The organism is Mesorhizobium sp. M0621 (assembly GCF_040320745.1).
Classification (GTDB): domain Bacteria; phylum Pseudomonadota; class Alphaproteobacteria; order Rhizobiales; family Rhizobiaceae; genus Mesorhizobium.
This window is the reverse complement of sequence record NZ_JAMYQF010000024.1, coordinates 37,375-52,528: the sequence shown is the minus strand read 5'-3', so window position 1 is coordinate 52,528 and position 15,154 is coordinate 37,375. Positions and strand designations below refer to the sequence as shown.

General features: G+C 60.0%; 12 protein-coding genes and 1 pseudogene. 4 read left to right on the top strand and 9 right to left on the bottom strand.

Features of this window, described 5'->3' with window-relative positions; all coding sequences use genetic code 11:
- Positions 1-181: 181 nt before the first annotated feature.
- Complete coding sequence (locus NKI38_RS18115; protein WP_352659585.1) at positions 182-1,951, top strand: adenylate/guanylate cyclase domain-containing protein; 1,770 nt, start codon at positions 182-184, stop codon at positions 1,949-1,951.
- A 15-nt stretch (positions 1,952-1,966) separates the two neighbouring features.
- Here the strand turns inward: NKI38_RS18115 and NKI38_RS18110 are convergent, their stop codons facing one another.
- The 3 genes from NKI38_RS18110 to NKI38_RS18100 form a co-directional block, all read right to left on the bottom strand.
- Positions 1,967-3,346 carry a hypothetical protein gene (locus tag NKI38_RS18110; RefSeq protein ID WP_352659584.1) on the bottom strand — a complete coding sequence of 460 codons (1,380 nt, stop codon included), beginning with the start codon at positions 3,344-3,346 and terminating at the stop codon, positions 1,967-1,969.
- On the bottom strand, positions 3,346-3,870 hold the full coding sequence (locus tag NKI38_RS18105) for a GNAT family N-acetyltransferase (protein WP_352659583.1): 525 nt from the start codon (positions 3,868-3,870) through the stop codon (positions 3,346-3,348). The genes NKI38_RS18110 and NKI38_RS18105 overlap by 1 nt, the downstream gene beginning before the upstream one ends.
- A gap of 74 nt (positions 3,871-3,944) precedes the next feature.
- Positions 3,945-4,715, bottom strand: a complete 771-nt coding sequence (locus NKI38_RS18100; RefSeq protein WP_352659582.1) for a hypothetical protein — start codon at positions 4,713-4,715, stop codon at positions 3,945-3,947.
- Between the two features lie 203 nt (positions 4,716-4,918).
- Here NKI38_RS18100 and NKI38_RS18095 point away from each other — a divergent pair.
- Together NKI38_RS18095 and NKI38_RS18090 are read left to right on the top strand one after the other, a co-directional pair.
- Positions 4,919-5,308 (top strand): annotated as a pseudogene (locus NKI38_RS18095) (transposase); the annotation flags it as partial.
- A 44-nt stretch (positions 5,309-5,352) separates the two neighbouring features.
- The gene (locus NKI38_RS18090; protein ID WP_352659581.1) at positions 5,353-5,553 is read left to right on the top strand and encodes a hypothetical protein; all 201 of its coding nucleotides are present in this window, start codon (positions 5,353-5,355) and stop codon (positions 5,551-5,553) included.
- Between the two features lie 27 nt (positions 5,554-5,580).
- On the opposite strand, the gene NKI38_RS18085 is transcribed toward NKI38_RS18090, so the two are convergent.
- A complete protein-coding gene (locus tag NKI38_RS18085; protein ID WP_352659580.1) occupies positions 5,581-6,699 on the bottom strand; it encodes a RelA/SpoT-related domain-containing protein in 1,119 nt (372 codons plus the stop codon).
- A gap of 229 nt (positions 6,700-6,928) precedes the next feature.
- On the opposite strand from NKI38_RS18085, the gene NKI38_RS18080 reads away from it, so the two are divergent.
- Complete coding sequence (locus NKI38_RS18080; protein WP_352659579.1) at positions 6,929-8,344, top strand: adenylate/guanylate cyclase domain-containing protein; 1,416 nt, start codon at positions 6,929-6,931, stop codon at positions 8,342-8,344.
- Between the two features lie 16 nt (positions 8,345-8,360).
- Here NKI38_RS18080 and NKI38_RS18075 read toward each other — a convergent pair whose 3' ends face one another.
- The 5 genes from NKI38_RS18075 to NKI38_RS18055 form a co-directional block, all read right to left on the bottom strand.
- The gene (locus NKI38_RS18075) at positions 8,361-8,840 is read right to left on the bottom strand and encodes a class I SAM-dependent methyltransferase (RefSeq protein ID WP_352659578.1); all 480 of its coding nucleotides are present in this window, start codon (positions 8,838-8,840) and stop codon (positions 8,361-8,363) included.
- A gap of 208 nt (positions 8,841-9,048) precedes the next feature.
- Positions 9,049-10,230: an ABC transporter permease gene (locus NKI38_RS18070; protein ID WP_352659577.1), complete on the bottom strand. Its 1,182-nt coding sequence runs from the start codon at positions 10,228-10,230 to the stop codon at positions 9,049-9,051.
- On the bottom strand, positions 10,227-11,225 hold the full coding sequence (locus NKI38_RS18065; RefSeq protein WP_352659576.1) for an ABC transporter permease: 999 nt from the start codon (positions 11,223-11,225) through the stop codon (positions 10,227-10,229). Before NKI38_RS18065 ends, NKI38_RS18070 begins: the two co-directional genes overlap by 4 nt.
- Positions 11,226-11,227: 2 nt before the next feature.
- Positions 11,228-13,126: an ABC transporter substrate-binding protein gene (locus tag NKI38_RS18060; RefSeq protein ID WP_352659575.1), complete on the bottom strand. Its 1,899-nt coding sequence runs from the start codon at positions 13,124-13,126 to the stop codon at positions 11,228-11,230.
- Positions 13,123-15,018, bottom strand: a complete 1,896-nt coding sequence (locus NKI38_RS18055) for an ABC transporter ATP-binding protein (RefSeq protein ID WP_352659574.1) — start codon at positions 15,016-15,018, stop codon at positions 13,123-13,125. The genes NKI38_RS18060 and NKI38_RS18055 overlap by 4 nt, the downstream gene beginning before the upstream one ends.
- Positions 15,019-15,154: the final 136 nt, after the last annotated feature.

Sequence of the window (15,154 nt, the reverse complement as noted above, 5' to 3'; positions counted from 1 at the left end):
GGGTATTCACAAGGATGAACCGATAGCCGTCAACCGGCAAGCGGCAGCGCAAATGGGCATCGAGCGATCCGTGCGGGTCCGTGGCAGAGCGCCGCCAATTCGGGCGGCTGCGTGGCCGTCGTTCACGAAATTCCCTCTTACCTCCGTCTTCCTGCTATCGTGGAGATGAGGAGACGGACAGATGAGCGAGAACCGTAAGCTAGCCGCGATCCTGGCTGCAGATGTGGTCGGATACAGCCGGCTCGCGAGCGCGGACGAAGATCGTACTTTGGCGAGGTTGCGGACACTGCGCAGCGACCTGATCGATCCGATCATCGCAGTGCACCACGGGCGGATGGTCAAGCGCACCGGGGATGGGGCGCTGGTTGAGTTCCGCAGTGTGGTGGATGCCGTGCGCTGCGCTGTTGAGGTTCAGAATGGTATGGTTGAGCGCAATGCCGGCGTGCCGCAAGACCGCCGCATCGAGTTCAGGATCGGCATCCATCTGGGGGATGTGGTCGAAGAAAGCGACGGCGACCTGATGGGCGATGGCGTCAACATCGCCTCGCGTTTGGAGGGCGTCGCAGCGCCCGGCGCCATCTGCCTGTCCGAGGACGCCTATCGCCAGGTCAAGGCGAGGCTCGACCTCTCGGTCAGCGATCTCGGCAGCACGCAGCTAAAGAACATCGCCGAGCCGATCCGCGTCTATTCGCTGCAGGTCGGCAGCGCTGGGACCAAGGCGGCCGCGACCTGGGAAACCGCGACGAGCCCGGCGACGGCAGCGCCGCCGAAGCTGTCGATCGCCGTCCTGCCGTTCGCCAACATGAGCGGTGACGCCGAACAGGACTACTTCGCCGACGGCATCTCTGAAGACATCATCACGGCGCTGTCCAAACTGTCGCAGCTCTTCGTCATCGCCCGCAATTCGTCGTTCACCTTCAAGGGCCAGAACGTGCATGTGCAGGAGGTGGGCGCGAAGCTCGGCGTGCGGCATGTGCTTGAGGGCAGCGTCCGCAAGTCGGGTAACAGGGTGCGCATCACCGCGCAGCTTATCGATGCAATTTCGGGCGGCCATCTATGGGCGGAGCGGTTCGATCGCGACCTGACCGACATATTCGCCGTACAGGACGACGTGACGCAGCAGATCGTCGGTGCGCTGGCGCTCAACCTGACTGACGACGCCCGTCAGCGGCTGGCGCTGGAGCACCCGCGCAACACCGAGGCGTATGACTGTTTCCTGCGCGGCCGGGAGCTGTGGCACCGGCTGACGAAGGAGACGAACGTCGCAGCCCGCGACCTCTTGCAACGTGCCATCGAACTGGACCCGAAGTTTGCCCTTGCCCACGCTTTCCTCGCCCTCACGCACGGACTCGACTACCTGAACAGGTGGAGTGCGTCGCCGCCGGAATCGATGGCGCAAGCGGAAGAGGCCGCAACGCGAGCGGTAGCGCTGGATGACAACGATCCCTGGGCGCACTGGGCGCTGGCGATAGCCAAGCTGTACACACGACGGCACGATGAGGCCGTCGACGAGGTCGAGCGCGCACTGGTCCTCAATCCGAACTTCGCCGAAGGGCACGTCTGCCGCGGCGAAACGCTGTACTATTCAGGCAGACCCGAGGAGGCCCTCGGGAGTTTCGCCCGGGGAAAGACCTTGAACCCATACTTTCCGGATGTGGTTCTGCACTTCCAGGCTTTGGCGTTGTTTCAACTGGGAAGGTACGAAGAGGCCGTTGACCTCCTGCTGCAACGGCTGGCTCGCAACGCTGTCACCGACGTCTCGCGCGCGCTTCTGGCCGCCAGCTACGGCCATCTGGGCCGTTTGGAGGAGGCCCGCGCGGCATGGCAAGAGGTGCTTCGCGTCAATCCCGACTATTCGCTGGAATACCGTCGCAAGGTCTTGCCTTACAAGAACCCCGCCGATTTCGAACTCATGGTCGACGGCCTCCGCAAGGCCGGTGTGGTGCAATGACAGGTGGCGGCCAGATCAGGCGCCGGAGGCCTGGCCGACCTTGCGCCATCGGGCGTTTTCGCGAACCAGTTTCAGGTCGTCGGTCGTCTCGGCAAATGTCCGCAAACGGTATTGCCGGAGCAGGTCTGGGAAGAGCGCCCCTTCCGGCAGGCCGGCAAGCTGTTCGCGGACCGAGATCTTTTCATCGATGACCCGCATGCCCCAGGCATTTTCCCGAACCTGCAGCTCCGCAGCCAGATCGCGCTCTTCCGGCGCGTTTTCGTCCAGCGCGGCCAGCAGGATCGAGTGGAAAAGCGCGACATAGCCAATCTGTCTCAGACCGCCCACAACCCGCACGCGCGGCAATATAGCCAGAACGAGGAACATCAGAAACAGGTTCGGCAGCAGCACGCCGTCCAGCAGCGCCTGTCTGAGATGCAGCCGCTCGAACGGGATGGAAACACCATGCGGCCTGTCAGGCTCGATCAGGTGCCCGTTATCGAGGACGAGCTTGCGCACGCGCTCCTCGCGGATGCCCCAGAAATAGTCCGTGGTGTTGGGCAGGAACCTGCCGAATGGGCCTGATGCGGCTTCTTGCATAGCATGGTCGAGACGCTGGCGCCTTGCGGGCTCAATGAGCAGCCTGGAAAGAAAGCTGCCGTCATATTCCAGGTGCCGCGCCATGGCAGAAGCGGCGAGCCGATCATCGATGAAAACCGGCAGGGCTATGCCGGAACGATCCCAATTGGCGACCAGATCCTCGTTGAGGGTTGTCAGCGCATCAGCGGCGGTTCCAAACACCTTGTCCTGGCTGGCAAGCAGTGTGCCCAGCCAGCGGCTGGCATCCGTTTCATCGCCCACCGCTTCGAGCGCGCGCTTGTTGAGGGAGACAGGACCGGCCACGCAGACGCTTTTGCGGCACAGTTTATGGCGGCCCATGCCAAACAGGTTGACCTTGTCGTCGCCGACATCGAGCCATCCCGGCCCCTCCCGGCCAATTGTCTCCATGGTCATCGTCGTTCCCATGAAGCCGAAGAAGGCCGACAGCCCGTTTTCGACCGCGCCGAGCCAACCAAGCAGGAGGGCATCGAAGGTGATCCGGTCCATAAGAAGCAGGCAGTGCAGGCCGGACTGAATCACCGGTCTGTGCTCGAACTCTTCGAGGGCCTTGCCGATCTCTTCAGGCTGCATGATCACATCAAGGCGCTGATGCAGGACTTCGCGCAGGATCGAGCGGGCAGCGATCGCTGGGCCCGATGCGGGCCTTGCCACCGGCCGCCACAGATGGCGGGCGTAATCGGCAACCGGTGCATTCCAGTTTTGCTCGATGTCACGCACGACTTCCGGGCAGAGCAGCGACAGCACAGCCAGAATTTCCGCCGGAGGCGTAGGGGTTGGATCAAAGACGGCGGTCATCAGAACCGCAGCCGCGCCATGGTTAGGAGGTCGTGGTACCGCCCGTCGGTAAAACCGGCCTTCACATGCCGGCCTTCAACCTCGAATCCGTGGCTTGTGTAGAGGCGGATAGCCGGTTCGTTGTCGGCATAGACGCTCAATTCCACCCGCTTGAGGGCGCGCCAGTTGTCGGCCACGTCAAGCAGCGCGCCAAGGATGGCAGAGCCGATGCCCTTGCCGACAAAGCCATCGTCAAGGCCGATATTGATCTCGCCGATATGCGAGCGGCGCGGCGAACCCTGCACGACCAGGCTGCCATGGCCGACGACCTTGCCATCCAGCTCGGCAACGATCCAGGTGGTCTCCTGGCCGGATTTGGCGATGCGCCGCTCCACCTGCTCCACCATCTCGAACGGGATTCTGAGCGTGCCCCAGCGGAAGCCCGGCATGTTGAAGATAGCGCAAAGCGCCTCCGCATCGCTTGGCCGAACGGCCCGGAGCTGCGGCTGGATTTTCTCGGAGGATGGCGGGGTCGTGCTAGTCATGGCGTTCCCGGCGAAGGCAATCGGCCCGGCACGATGCACCGGACATCACCTGAAAATCCAGCCATCTCTGCAACCTATGATGCCGATTGCGAGCTAAAATACCGGCAGGCGGCGTAGAGTTTGAAAGCGCCGCTGATGCCGATCCAGCCGAAAAAGGCCAGCCAGCACAATGTCCCGGTCGCCGTCCAGTCGATCCGGTGCATCGCAGCGTCGGTGATGACGAGGCCAAGGATGGCGAGCAGGCCAAGCAGAAACTGCGCCAGGCCCAGTACCAGCAGTTCCTCGCGGGGCGCGCTTCTCCAGACGAGATATATGCCGCCCGCACCGGCGAGGAAGATGGCGCTGTAGACCTGAGCGTGGAAGGCATCAACCGGCCATGGCCAGACGCCGCTGAATGTCAGGGGAAATAGCAACAGGCCGACGCCATAGAGCCCAAGGATCGCCGATTCCACCGGCATGTAGCCGCGCCATGCGGGGCTTAAGGTCACGCCTTTTGCAGAAGGACGGGCCCTGGCCCGCCACAGGAACAGACCGGATACCGCGACCGAAGCAAGATAGACCAAAAACCAGAGCCAGGGCGCTTTGCGCTCAAAGTTGAAATAGCCGAGATTGATGAACGAAGCCACCGACACGACGACGGTGAAGATGAAGGCCATGACGAGCACAAGCCTGCCAGGCGACCAGCGATTCCAGAACAGCAGCGCCGCCATCACGACCATTTCGGCGGTGTAGAAGCCGCCGAGGAAGCGGGCATTGAACGGCGTGACGGCCCAAGGCCAGCGCGGCTTGACCAGTGCAGGCGCGAAAAACAGGCCGGCGCCTACGATCAGGACGATGATGACCACCACAGAGAAAAGCCGCAGGGCCGCGGGAAATGGCGGGTTGTTGGATGTCGGTATGGGAGAGACTCCCAAAGATGAATACCCCATGGACCATCATAATGCTGCTCCCGGCCGATGAAAACCGTCGAATAGAAATTGAACCACATATACTATACTTGACGTACCCACATAAACGGATTTATTATATTTTATAAGGAGTTATAAAGATGTCCGTGCTTTCAGACCGCCACTTTCACGACGAAGCCGCAGCCTACAAGTTCGTAGAAGCCAGGATTTGGCCGAACGGTCCTGTTTGCCCGCATTGCGGCGGGGTTGAGCGCATTGCGAAGATGGAAGGCAAGAGTACCCGCATCGGCACCTATAAATGCTACCAGTGCCGCAAGCCCTTCACCGTGAAGATTGGCACGTTCTTTGAAGCCAGCCACGTCAAGCTCAACCATTGGCTACAGGCGATCTTCCTTGTCGCTTCGTCCAAGAAGGGTATTTCCAGCAATAAGCTTCACCGCACGCTTGGCGTGACCTTGAAAACCGCTTGGTTCATCTTGCACCGCATCCGTGAAGCCATGCGCGACGGCAAGCTTGGCCCGCTTGGCGGCAAGCGTCTGACCTATGAAACGACTGGTGCAAGGTGATGCACCCCATGGCGTCTGGCGACCGTCCAAATACCGTGCCAAAGCCCAAAAAGGCTGGAAAGCTTAGTCAGAAAGAGCAATCCGAGCGGTTCAAGGAAGCCGCTCGTGAGCTAGAGGCTGATGAAGGCGGCAAGGATTTCGAACGGGCTATAGGGCGAATTCTGCCGAGGAAGGCCGATGGTCCGGCTACTTCAAACGGCGATGCTTAAGCCAACCATAATCAGGCTTTTCGGGGCTTAAGGAGCTACCACCTTTTGCGGGGCTAGACTGTATTCGATAGCTGCCTTTCCCGTGCAGATGGATTTTAGATTGCTAACAAATAGGGAAACGTCTCCGAAGTAATTCGGATACATTTCAACAAGCTTTTCGGCTTTATCTACCTCGACCAAGACAGCCTTTGCCTCAATGCCCCTTAGCTCGATTTTTTTCTCTATCTGTTCCAATGTCCGCGCGCCTAACATAAGCGTCCGGAATGGTTGGGTGGTCACGTTATGATCTTCGCCATATTGGAGCAAATAGTATCGAGATTTTTCCGCTGTCTGTACGAAATTCTCTGGGTAATGGGTAAGATTCTTGATATCGTCTAGTATGCTGGTCGCACCTATACGCTTGTTGATATCCCGCAATTCTCGTACCCGGTCTTTGTGATCCGGAGCACCGATATGAACGGGACACTGCTCAACGTGCGCGAATTCCGCCGACATAAGCTGGAAAAGGCGCAGCCAATCCTGCTCGCCCTTTCCGTGCTTCAAATCCTGGCCCCGGAATAGCCCAACAGCCTCAACTGCAGTTGCCCATGAGTGCTGAAGTCTGGTCCTAACTTGCAATTCGATACGTCGTCCCTCGAAAGCCTCAGTGTCGGCATCTCTGGGTCGGTACTTGAAAACAATATGGTGACTTCGATAGCCGTCCGGCTTCGGTTCATCGATATAATTGAATTCCCGAGAGTGGATCTCATGGGGGAACTTATCTCGCATCGATGCGAGAAGCGAGCGAACACCTTTGATGTCGGCCATGATCGCTCGGCAACCACCGATGTCGTTCATGGTGTCCAAATTGGTGGTGGACTCTCGAAGCTTCCGACGAATGGACGCCATACGCTTCGGACGGGATGCCATGTCACCCTTCAGTCGCAGGGCTCTCATGTGGTGACCGACAGAGAACCGAACGCTCCGCATCGGCAGAAAATGCGAGTCGCGCCAGCTATTGGCGATTGAGAAGATTTCGAGTGCGTCCACGTACTGGCCGGCAGTGATGTCTAGTCCGAACTGAATAGGTTCTGCCAGCCGGTCGCCGGCCTTGCGAACGGCTTTCCTGCTGTAGACAAGGCGCGGGTACTCAGTCATTGAACCCATGAAGTCAAGGTAGTCCGCCTCATTTGGACTGGCGGGACTACCGCAAGGAAATCGGATCTATGGATCATATCCCTTGGGGTACGCGAAGTACAATGTACGGGAATTGAACTGTCACCAGGCTTATCTATTCGAATGGCCGTACGGTCCGTTTCGAAGTAAAATGAAACACTCAGACCAAAGAGCGGTCTGATCAACACGCCTGGGAGGCGCATTTTCCGGAGCCAGCACGATGAACGAAGCTCAGGATCTGTTCTCGCTTCTGCGGCGATCGACCGATGTCGATCCAATGGTAATCGACGCAATCAAGCGAACGGTCGCGGAGGGCAACGACCGCGAACTTTGCCGCATCAATGCGCCAGCGTTCGCCAGCAAGCATGGTCTCGACGAGGAGCGCGCCATAAGCGCCTTTCTCCATGCGGCGCGGGTGGGCATCTTCGACGTTTCCTGGAATGTTCTGTGCCCCGGCTGTGGCGGCGTGCTCGACACCAACGCCACGCTGAAAACCCTGCAGAAGGACGAATACACCTGCGCGCTGTGCTCCGAGGGCTATTCGCCGACCCTCGACGAGATGGTCGAGGTGACATTCACCGTCAGTCCCCGCATACGCAGGATTGCCGCCCACAATCCACACGAACTGCCGATGGTGGAATATTTCCGCCAGATCTATTGGGCGTCCGGCATCGACATCCCGGATGAGGATTTCGCGAAAAAATTGGAAGCGTTTTCGCTGGAAGATATCGAGCTTGCGCCCGGTGAAAAGGCACTTCTGCCCATACAGCTTCCATCCGAATTCATCATCGTCTTCGAGCCGGTCACCCATTCAGCGCAGTTCATCGACGTGAAGGGCGAACCGACAAAGGAGCGCCGAAGCCTCTCTTTGGTCTTCGACCGGGACCATGTCCAGAACCAGACGCTGGAGATGCAACCCGGCCCGCTGCGCATTTCCCTGGAAAACAGGACCGACAGCCGCGTGCTGCCGACGGTCTTCATCGCCGGCCAGGCCTTGCATGATTTCCTGGGCAAACGCCGGCCCTTCCTCACCGCCAAGCGCCTGCTTACCAACCAGACGTTCCGCGATCTCTATCGCACGGATACGCTCGACATCAACCAGCGTCTCAAGATCACCAGCCTGACCTTCCTGTTCACCGACCTGCGCGGTTCGACCGCGCTTTACGAGCGGGTGGGCGACCTTGCGGCCTTCGATCTCGTGCGCGCGCATTTCCAGGTTCTGCACGAGATCGTCGCGGCGGAGGCAGGCGCGGTGGTCAAGACGATCGGTGATGCGGTGATGGCGACCTTCGCGACGCCTGATCGTGCGATTGCTGCGGCCCTCAGGATGCGCGATGCCATGCGGGCGCTCAACGACAAGAGCGGGCGCGAGGACCTGCTGCTCAAGATCGGCGTCCATGCCGGCCCCTGCATCGCCGTGTCTATGAACGAGCGACAGGACTATTTCGGCCAGACGGTCAATATTGCTTCGCGGGTCCAGAACCTTGCCAACGCACAGGCGATCTTCGCCACTCGTGCGGTGGTCGATGACAGTCTCACCGCCGATCTTTTGCACAGGAACGCGCTGACGCCCGTGCCCCACGAGGTCTCGCTGCGCGGCATTGAGCGAGAGATAGCAGTCTATACGATCCCCTGAAGACTTTGGTGGCCCCTCACACGCGCCTACAGATAAAATAACGATCGGCGGGCACCGAAGGCGGCGGCGCGAGGCGTTGCAACCGCGGGTGATCGAGCGGCGTACCGCTGACCGCGAAGCCGCCGACGCGAAGCAGGCGCACGGTCAGATCGGGAAGCCAGGTAGAGGTCACTGCATCGCGATCTTCATAGCCGGTGCCGATGTCGGCATGAACAAGAGCGGCGTCGATGCCAATGAACCTGCTCGCCGTCTCGCGTATTTCACCGAGCACGAGGTTTTCAGCTTCGGGAATTGAGCTGGCATGTGCGGCAAGTGCGCGGTCGAACGCTACGATCCGGCGTCCGGGCAGGCGCTCGCGCAGATGGTGGAACGTCCGGCCATTGCCGAGGCCGAGCTCGAGCACGGGCCCCTCCATCTTCGCCACTTCGGCGCAGACATGATCGAGTATGTCGCGCTGTGCGGTCATCCTCCGGATGAAACTGTCGAGGCGACTCATGCGCTATTGTATCTCCTGAACAAGTCCACGAAATCAACTGTCCCCGACCAGACCGTTTCGCGGCTGAAACCAGAGGCGACGCGTTAAACCCCGATCGAGTCTTGCCGCGTGTAGAGGCGAACGATGAACACTGCAACAAGCGAATAGGCTGCCGACAAGGATCATACCGGGTGGAGTCGGCAGCGCAGCGCGCGGCGGAATAGCGATGTCACTTGTAGGGGTCCGCGGCGTCCCGCAACCCGTCGCCGAGGAAGTTGAACGCCAAGATGACGAGGACGACGGGGAGCATCGGCAAAAGCAGCCATGGATAGAACGCGATCACGCTGACGCTGCGCGCCTCGGTAAGCAGGATGCCCCAACTGGTTATCGGCGCCCTCAGGCCGAGCCCAAGGAAGCTCAGTGCCGTTTCGCCCAGGATCATGCCGGGGATGGAGAGTGTCGCCGTCGCGATCAGATGCGACATGAAGCCGGGAATGAGATGCCGCCTAATGATGCGGCTGCTCCCGGCGCCCATCAATTGCGCGGCCAGAACGTAATCCTCCTCGCGCAAAGCCAGAAGCTTTGAACGCACGGCCCGCGCCAGTCCGGTCCAGTCGAGCAGCCCGAGGATGACGGTGATGCCGAAATAGATCAGGATCGGACTCCAGGTTATCGGCATGATCGCCGCCAGAGCCAGCCATAGCGGGATGCTGGGAATCGATTGCAGAACTTCGATTATCCGTTGAACGATCAGGTCGAATATACCGCCGTGATAACCGGCCAATCCGCCGATGATGATGCCGAGCAGGAAGCTGAAACTGATGCCGACGAGGCCGATTGTCAGCGAAATGCGTGCGCCATAGATGATGCGCGAGAGCACATCGCGCCCCAGCCTGTCAGTGCCGGCTAGAAAGAGCTGGCCGTTTTCGGCAGGGCAGACAAAATGCCTGTCACCTTCGATCAAGCCCCAGAACCGATAACTGTCGCCCTTGCAGAAGAAACGGAGCCGCTGAACATCATCCTGGTTCTCGATGTAGTTCCGCTTGAGCGTGTCCATATCCAGCGTCATCTGGCGGCCATAGACGAATGGCCCGACGAACTGGCTGTTGTGGAAAAGGTGCACTCGCTGCGGCGGCGAATAGATGTAGTCCATATTACGCGTGTGCAGATTGTAGGGCGCCAGGAACTCGCAGATCAGTATCCCGAAATACAGCACTGCCAGGAATATGCCGGATACAAGGGCAAGCCGGTGCATGCGGAATTTCCACCACATCAGCCGCAACTGCGACGCCTGAAAGACCTTCGACTGTTCGGGCGTCATCGCCTCGACCGACTGCAGGTCAAAGGGCGCGATGGAAACGTAGTGTTGCAGTGGAGCGCCCGGAGCGGGCAGCGGCGATTGCGTGTTCATTTGGTGCTGCCGCCCTGCAAACGAATTCGTGGATCAAGCAGCGCCAGCGCCAGGTCGGAAATCAGCACGCCGATGACCGTCAGGAAGGCGAGGAACATCAGGAACGAACCCGCCAAATACATGTCCTGGCTTTGCAGCGCCTTGATCAGCATCGGCCCGGTCGTTTCCAAAGACAGCACGATCGCCGTGATTTCAGCGCCGGAGATGATGGCCGGCAGGATGGAGCCGATATCGGAAATGAAGAAATTGAGCGCCATGCGCAGCGGATATTTGACCAGTGCCTTGAACGGATGAAGGCCTTTGGCGCGCGCTGTCACGACATATTGCTTGTGCAGCTCATCGAGTAGATTGGCGCGCAGCCGCCGGATCATGCTTGCCGTGCCGCCGGTGCCGATGATCAAGACCGGAATCCAGAGATGGGCGAGGATCGACTTCGCCTTGGCCCAGCTCATCGGCTCGCCGAGATATTGCGGGTCCATGAGATGGCCGATGGACGTGCCGAACCAGATGTTGGCGAAATACATCAGGATCAGCGCCAGCATGAAATTCGGAATGGCAAGGCCGAGAAGGCCGAAGAAAGTCAGGCCGTAGTCGCCCCAGCTGTATTGATGGGTGGCGGAGTACATGCCGATCGGAAAGGCGATGAGCCAAGTGAAGATGATCGTGACGAAGGAAACCAGCACGGTCAGCCACATTCGGTCCCCGACGACGTCGCGAACCGGCAGCTCATATTCGAAGGAATAGCCGAAATCGCCGTGCAGCATCCCGCCGATCCAGTAGAAGTAGCGAATGACCGGCGGCTGGTCGAAACCGTATTCCTTGCGCATCATCTCGATGCGATCGGAGTCCACCGCTTCGCCCTGGGCTCGAAGCTCGGCAACGTAGCTGTCGAAATAGTCACCCGGTGGAAGTTCGATGATCGTGAACACCAGCGCCGATATGACCAGCAGCGTTGGAACCATCACGGCGATGCGCCAGACTAGATATCGAAGCACGCTCAGGAGCCTCCAAGCCAGAATGTATCCGGCATGTAGACACCGAAATAGGCGGTCGGGTCGTAGCCGAAGAGTGCCTTGTCAGGCAGATTGCGCAGGCGCGAGGACACCAGAATCGGCTGATGCGTTCCGTTCACCGTACCGATCGAGAACACCTGATCGGTGTAGATCGACAGCATTGAATTCCAGATTTCGGCGCGCTCCGTGGTTTCGGTCGAGGAGTTCCAGCGCTTAAGCAAAGCCATCAACTCGACCACTTTAGGAAGGTCGGGCGCCTCACCCATCTTGCCATGGGACAGATAGTAAGCGCCCCAGAGCGGCCATTGCAGTTGGTCGTCGATGGTGGGGGCCAGCTGGTATGGGTTCATGTCGGCGGTCGGCACGCCATTGTCGATGCCCGACCACATCGACATCATGATCTGGCCGCCAAGCGCGCGGCTGCGGAAGATGTCGCGCTGCGAAGTCCGGATGAATAGGGCGACGCCGATCTTGCGCCAGTGATCGGTGATGAGCTCGAGCGCGTCGGTTTCCAGCGTGCTTTCTCCGGCCGTTTCCACGATAATCTGCGCCGAGCGTCCATCGGCAAGGATCCGCAGGCCGTCATCGTCACGTGCCTGAAGCCCGACCTCGTCAAGCAGGGCATTGGCCTGGTCGGGATCATGGGTAGCCCAGGCCTTCGCGAATTCCGGCCGGTAGAGCGGGCTCTCCGGCAGGACCGTATCGGCGCTTTCCTGCGCCAATCCGTAGAACACGGCCATATTGATCTCGCGCCTGTCCACAGCGAGCGAAAGTGCGCGGCGCACGCGCACGTCACGCAAAAGGCCACGCCACACCGGGTCGGCACAATTCAGATTGGGCAGCAGCGCCAACCGCGAGCCCTGTGTGCGTTTCCACAGATGCATCTTCACCGGGTAGCGCTTCTCCGCGTCCTTCAGGAAGGAGTAATCGCTGAAGTCAATTCCCATGCATTGCAGGTCGCTCTCGCCTGCACCGGTCTTGGCGGAGATGATTGCCGACGAGCTGACATTCATGATGATCCGGTCGACGTAGGGCAGTTGCCGGCCATTCTCGTCTGTTCGATGAAAGAACGGGTTGCGCTCGAAGATGAACTGCTCGGCCGGCGGCTTGGTCCGGTTCTGCCAGGGATCGAGCGTCGGCAGTTCCGGGTTCTCCGGGCGATACTGCCGCGACATGCGGATATGCAGGAGCGTCCATTTCGCGGTCCGGTTCTCCTTCATCAGGCCGGCGAGCCGGAATGGATCCTGGTATTTCTTGTGGAACTGCTTGAGATAGGCGGCCGGCAAAACAAGCGGTGTGGGCGAAGCAGCGGCAAGCTTGGGCAGGAAGTCGGGATTGGGCGCATCCCAACTGTAGCGCACCGTCAACGGGTCGACGATCTCGAAGCGTGGCGGCTTGCCGTCCGCCAGCAGGGCCGGGGCGAGCCCGCCTTGCGAAAGCTCATCGTTCAGCCAGACATCTTCCCAACAATAACGAAAATCCTCCGGCGTCAGCAGGCTGCCGTCGGACCATTTATGTCCTTCCCTAATCTTGAATGTGAAGACGCGATCATCCGCTACGTCGAAACTTTCGAGAATGTCGGCTTGCAAGTTAAGCTTTTCGTCATAGCCGACCAGGCGAGCGTACCCGTAGATCGTCATCATCCGGATATCTTTCTGGCTGCCGATGATGGTACGCAGCGTGCCGCCATACTGGCCGGGCTCCCGGCCCATCGCAGCGAGATTCAACTCGCGCGGGCGCTTGGGCAAGCGTTCGGCGAGTGCCGGCAGCGCCCTGGCCTGCAGCTGCGGCTCAAGAAATTCCGGCTCCAGATCGCCGGCGCGCAACGTGCCCGGCAGAAATGCCGAAGCCATGAGTCCAAGGACGATGCGCCGGTTGATCAATGGCGTAGCTCGCTGACATCGGCCGAACGTCGGGCCAGCACGAGGTGGCCGCCGCCAAGATCGAGCGGCGACAGCATGTCCTCGTCGCCCTCGTCGCGGAATTGCGGTGCCCATGCGCTGGTGTCGGAAGCGCCGCTGAGTTTCAACGTCTTGAAATCCATCGGCCTGTCGAGATCTGGGAAAGGTACTGCGGCGACCAGTGAGCGCGTGTAGGGGTGGACCGGTTTCCTAAGCAGAATTTCGCGCGGGGCAAGCTCGACGATACGCCCGCCGCACATCACTGCGATGCGGTCTGCCATGTAATCCACCACCGCCAGGTTGTGGGATATGAACAGGTAGGTCAGGCCCAGTTCCTTCTGCAGGTCCTTCAGAAGGTTCAGTATCTGTGCCTGGACAGAGACATCGAGTGCCGAAACCGGCTCGTCGCAGATCAGGAGTTCAGGCCCCAGCGCCAACGCGCGCGCGATGCCGATACGCTGACGCTGCCCGCCGGAGAAACTATGCGGATAACGCTTTATGAAGCGCGGGTCGAGCCCGATTGCCTGCATCAGGCTCTTGACCGTGGCTAGTCGGGATGCGGCATTGCCCCGTCGATGGATTTCCAGCGGCTCGCTCAAAATGTTCTCCACCGTCATGCGGGGTGAAAGCGACGAAACCGGATCCTGGAAGACCATCTGGATTTTCGCGCGCAGCATGCGCAGGGCGTCTCCCTCGGCTTCCAAGATGTCGATCGGACCATCGCGGCCATTGAAGATCATAGAGCCGCCGCTAGGGGTGACAGCCCGCATGAGGATCTTGCTGACAGTGGTTTTGCCGGAGCCGCTTTCGCCGACCAGGCCCAGGCACTCACCCCGCCTGATATCGAAGCTCACTCCGTCCACGGCGCGAACAGAGGTTTGATGATCTCCGCCGAACCAACCGGACTTGCGGATCGTGAAGGTCTTTGTCAGATCCCTGACCGACAGCAGGATGTCGTCCGGCCCCTTCGATACAGGCGCCGTCTGCTTGCCGAGCAGGTTCCCGACATTTACCGGCACCTCGCGGAGCGCCTTCAGCCTTTCGCCGGGCTTCAGGTCGAAATGCGGAACGGCTGCCATCAGGCCCTTCAGGTAAGGGTGGCCCGGCCGGCGGAATATCGCCTCCACAGGTCCCGCTTCCATGATCTCGCCATGGTACATGACCACCACCTCGTCGGCGACGTTGGCGACTACGCCAAGGTCGTGCGTGATCAGCAGCATCGCCATGTTCAGCTTCGTCTGAAGCTCGCGCAGCAATTGCAGGATTTGCGCCTGGATGGTGACGTCCAACGCCGTCGTCGGCTCGTCGGCGATCAACAAAGCGGGCCGGCAGATAAGCGCCATGGCGATCATGGCGCGCTGACGCAATCCTCCCGAAAGTTCAAACGGATACATGTCATAGGCGCGCTTGGGATTGGGAAAGCCGACAAGGCTGAGCATTTCCTCGGTCCGCGCCTTGCGCTCCGCCCTAGCCGTGGGCGTATGAATCTGCAGGGATTCGCTGACCTGGTTGCCGATCGTGTGCAGCGGCGACAGCGATGTCATCGGCTCCTGAAAGATCTTGCCGATGCGGCTGCCTCTCAACGCCCGGATTTCGGGTCCATCACGCGGCATCTGCAGGATATCCTGCGTCGTGCCAGGCTTTTCAGGATCGGAAAACAGGATACGGCCACGAACATGGGCTGTGTTCGGCAAAATGCCCATTACTGCCTGGCTAAGAACCGATTTTCCGGAACCGGACTCGCCCACAAGCGCGGTAACCTTGCCGGGCAGGACGCGAAGATTTGCACGCCTGACGGCATGCAACGGTCCTCCGATAATGGCAAAAGAGATGCCAACGTCTTCGACCCGAAGTAGATCAACGCCCGAATTCATTCTCACACCAGCCCCACTCTGGCGGCCCGCCGAGCGGCAGGCCCAGAAAGCGAGACTAGCGCATTACCAGCCTAGAGCAACTTGGATTCGAAACGGTCGCCAGTGGCGAATCCGGCGACCGGACTGGTTGCCAAAG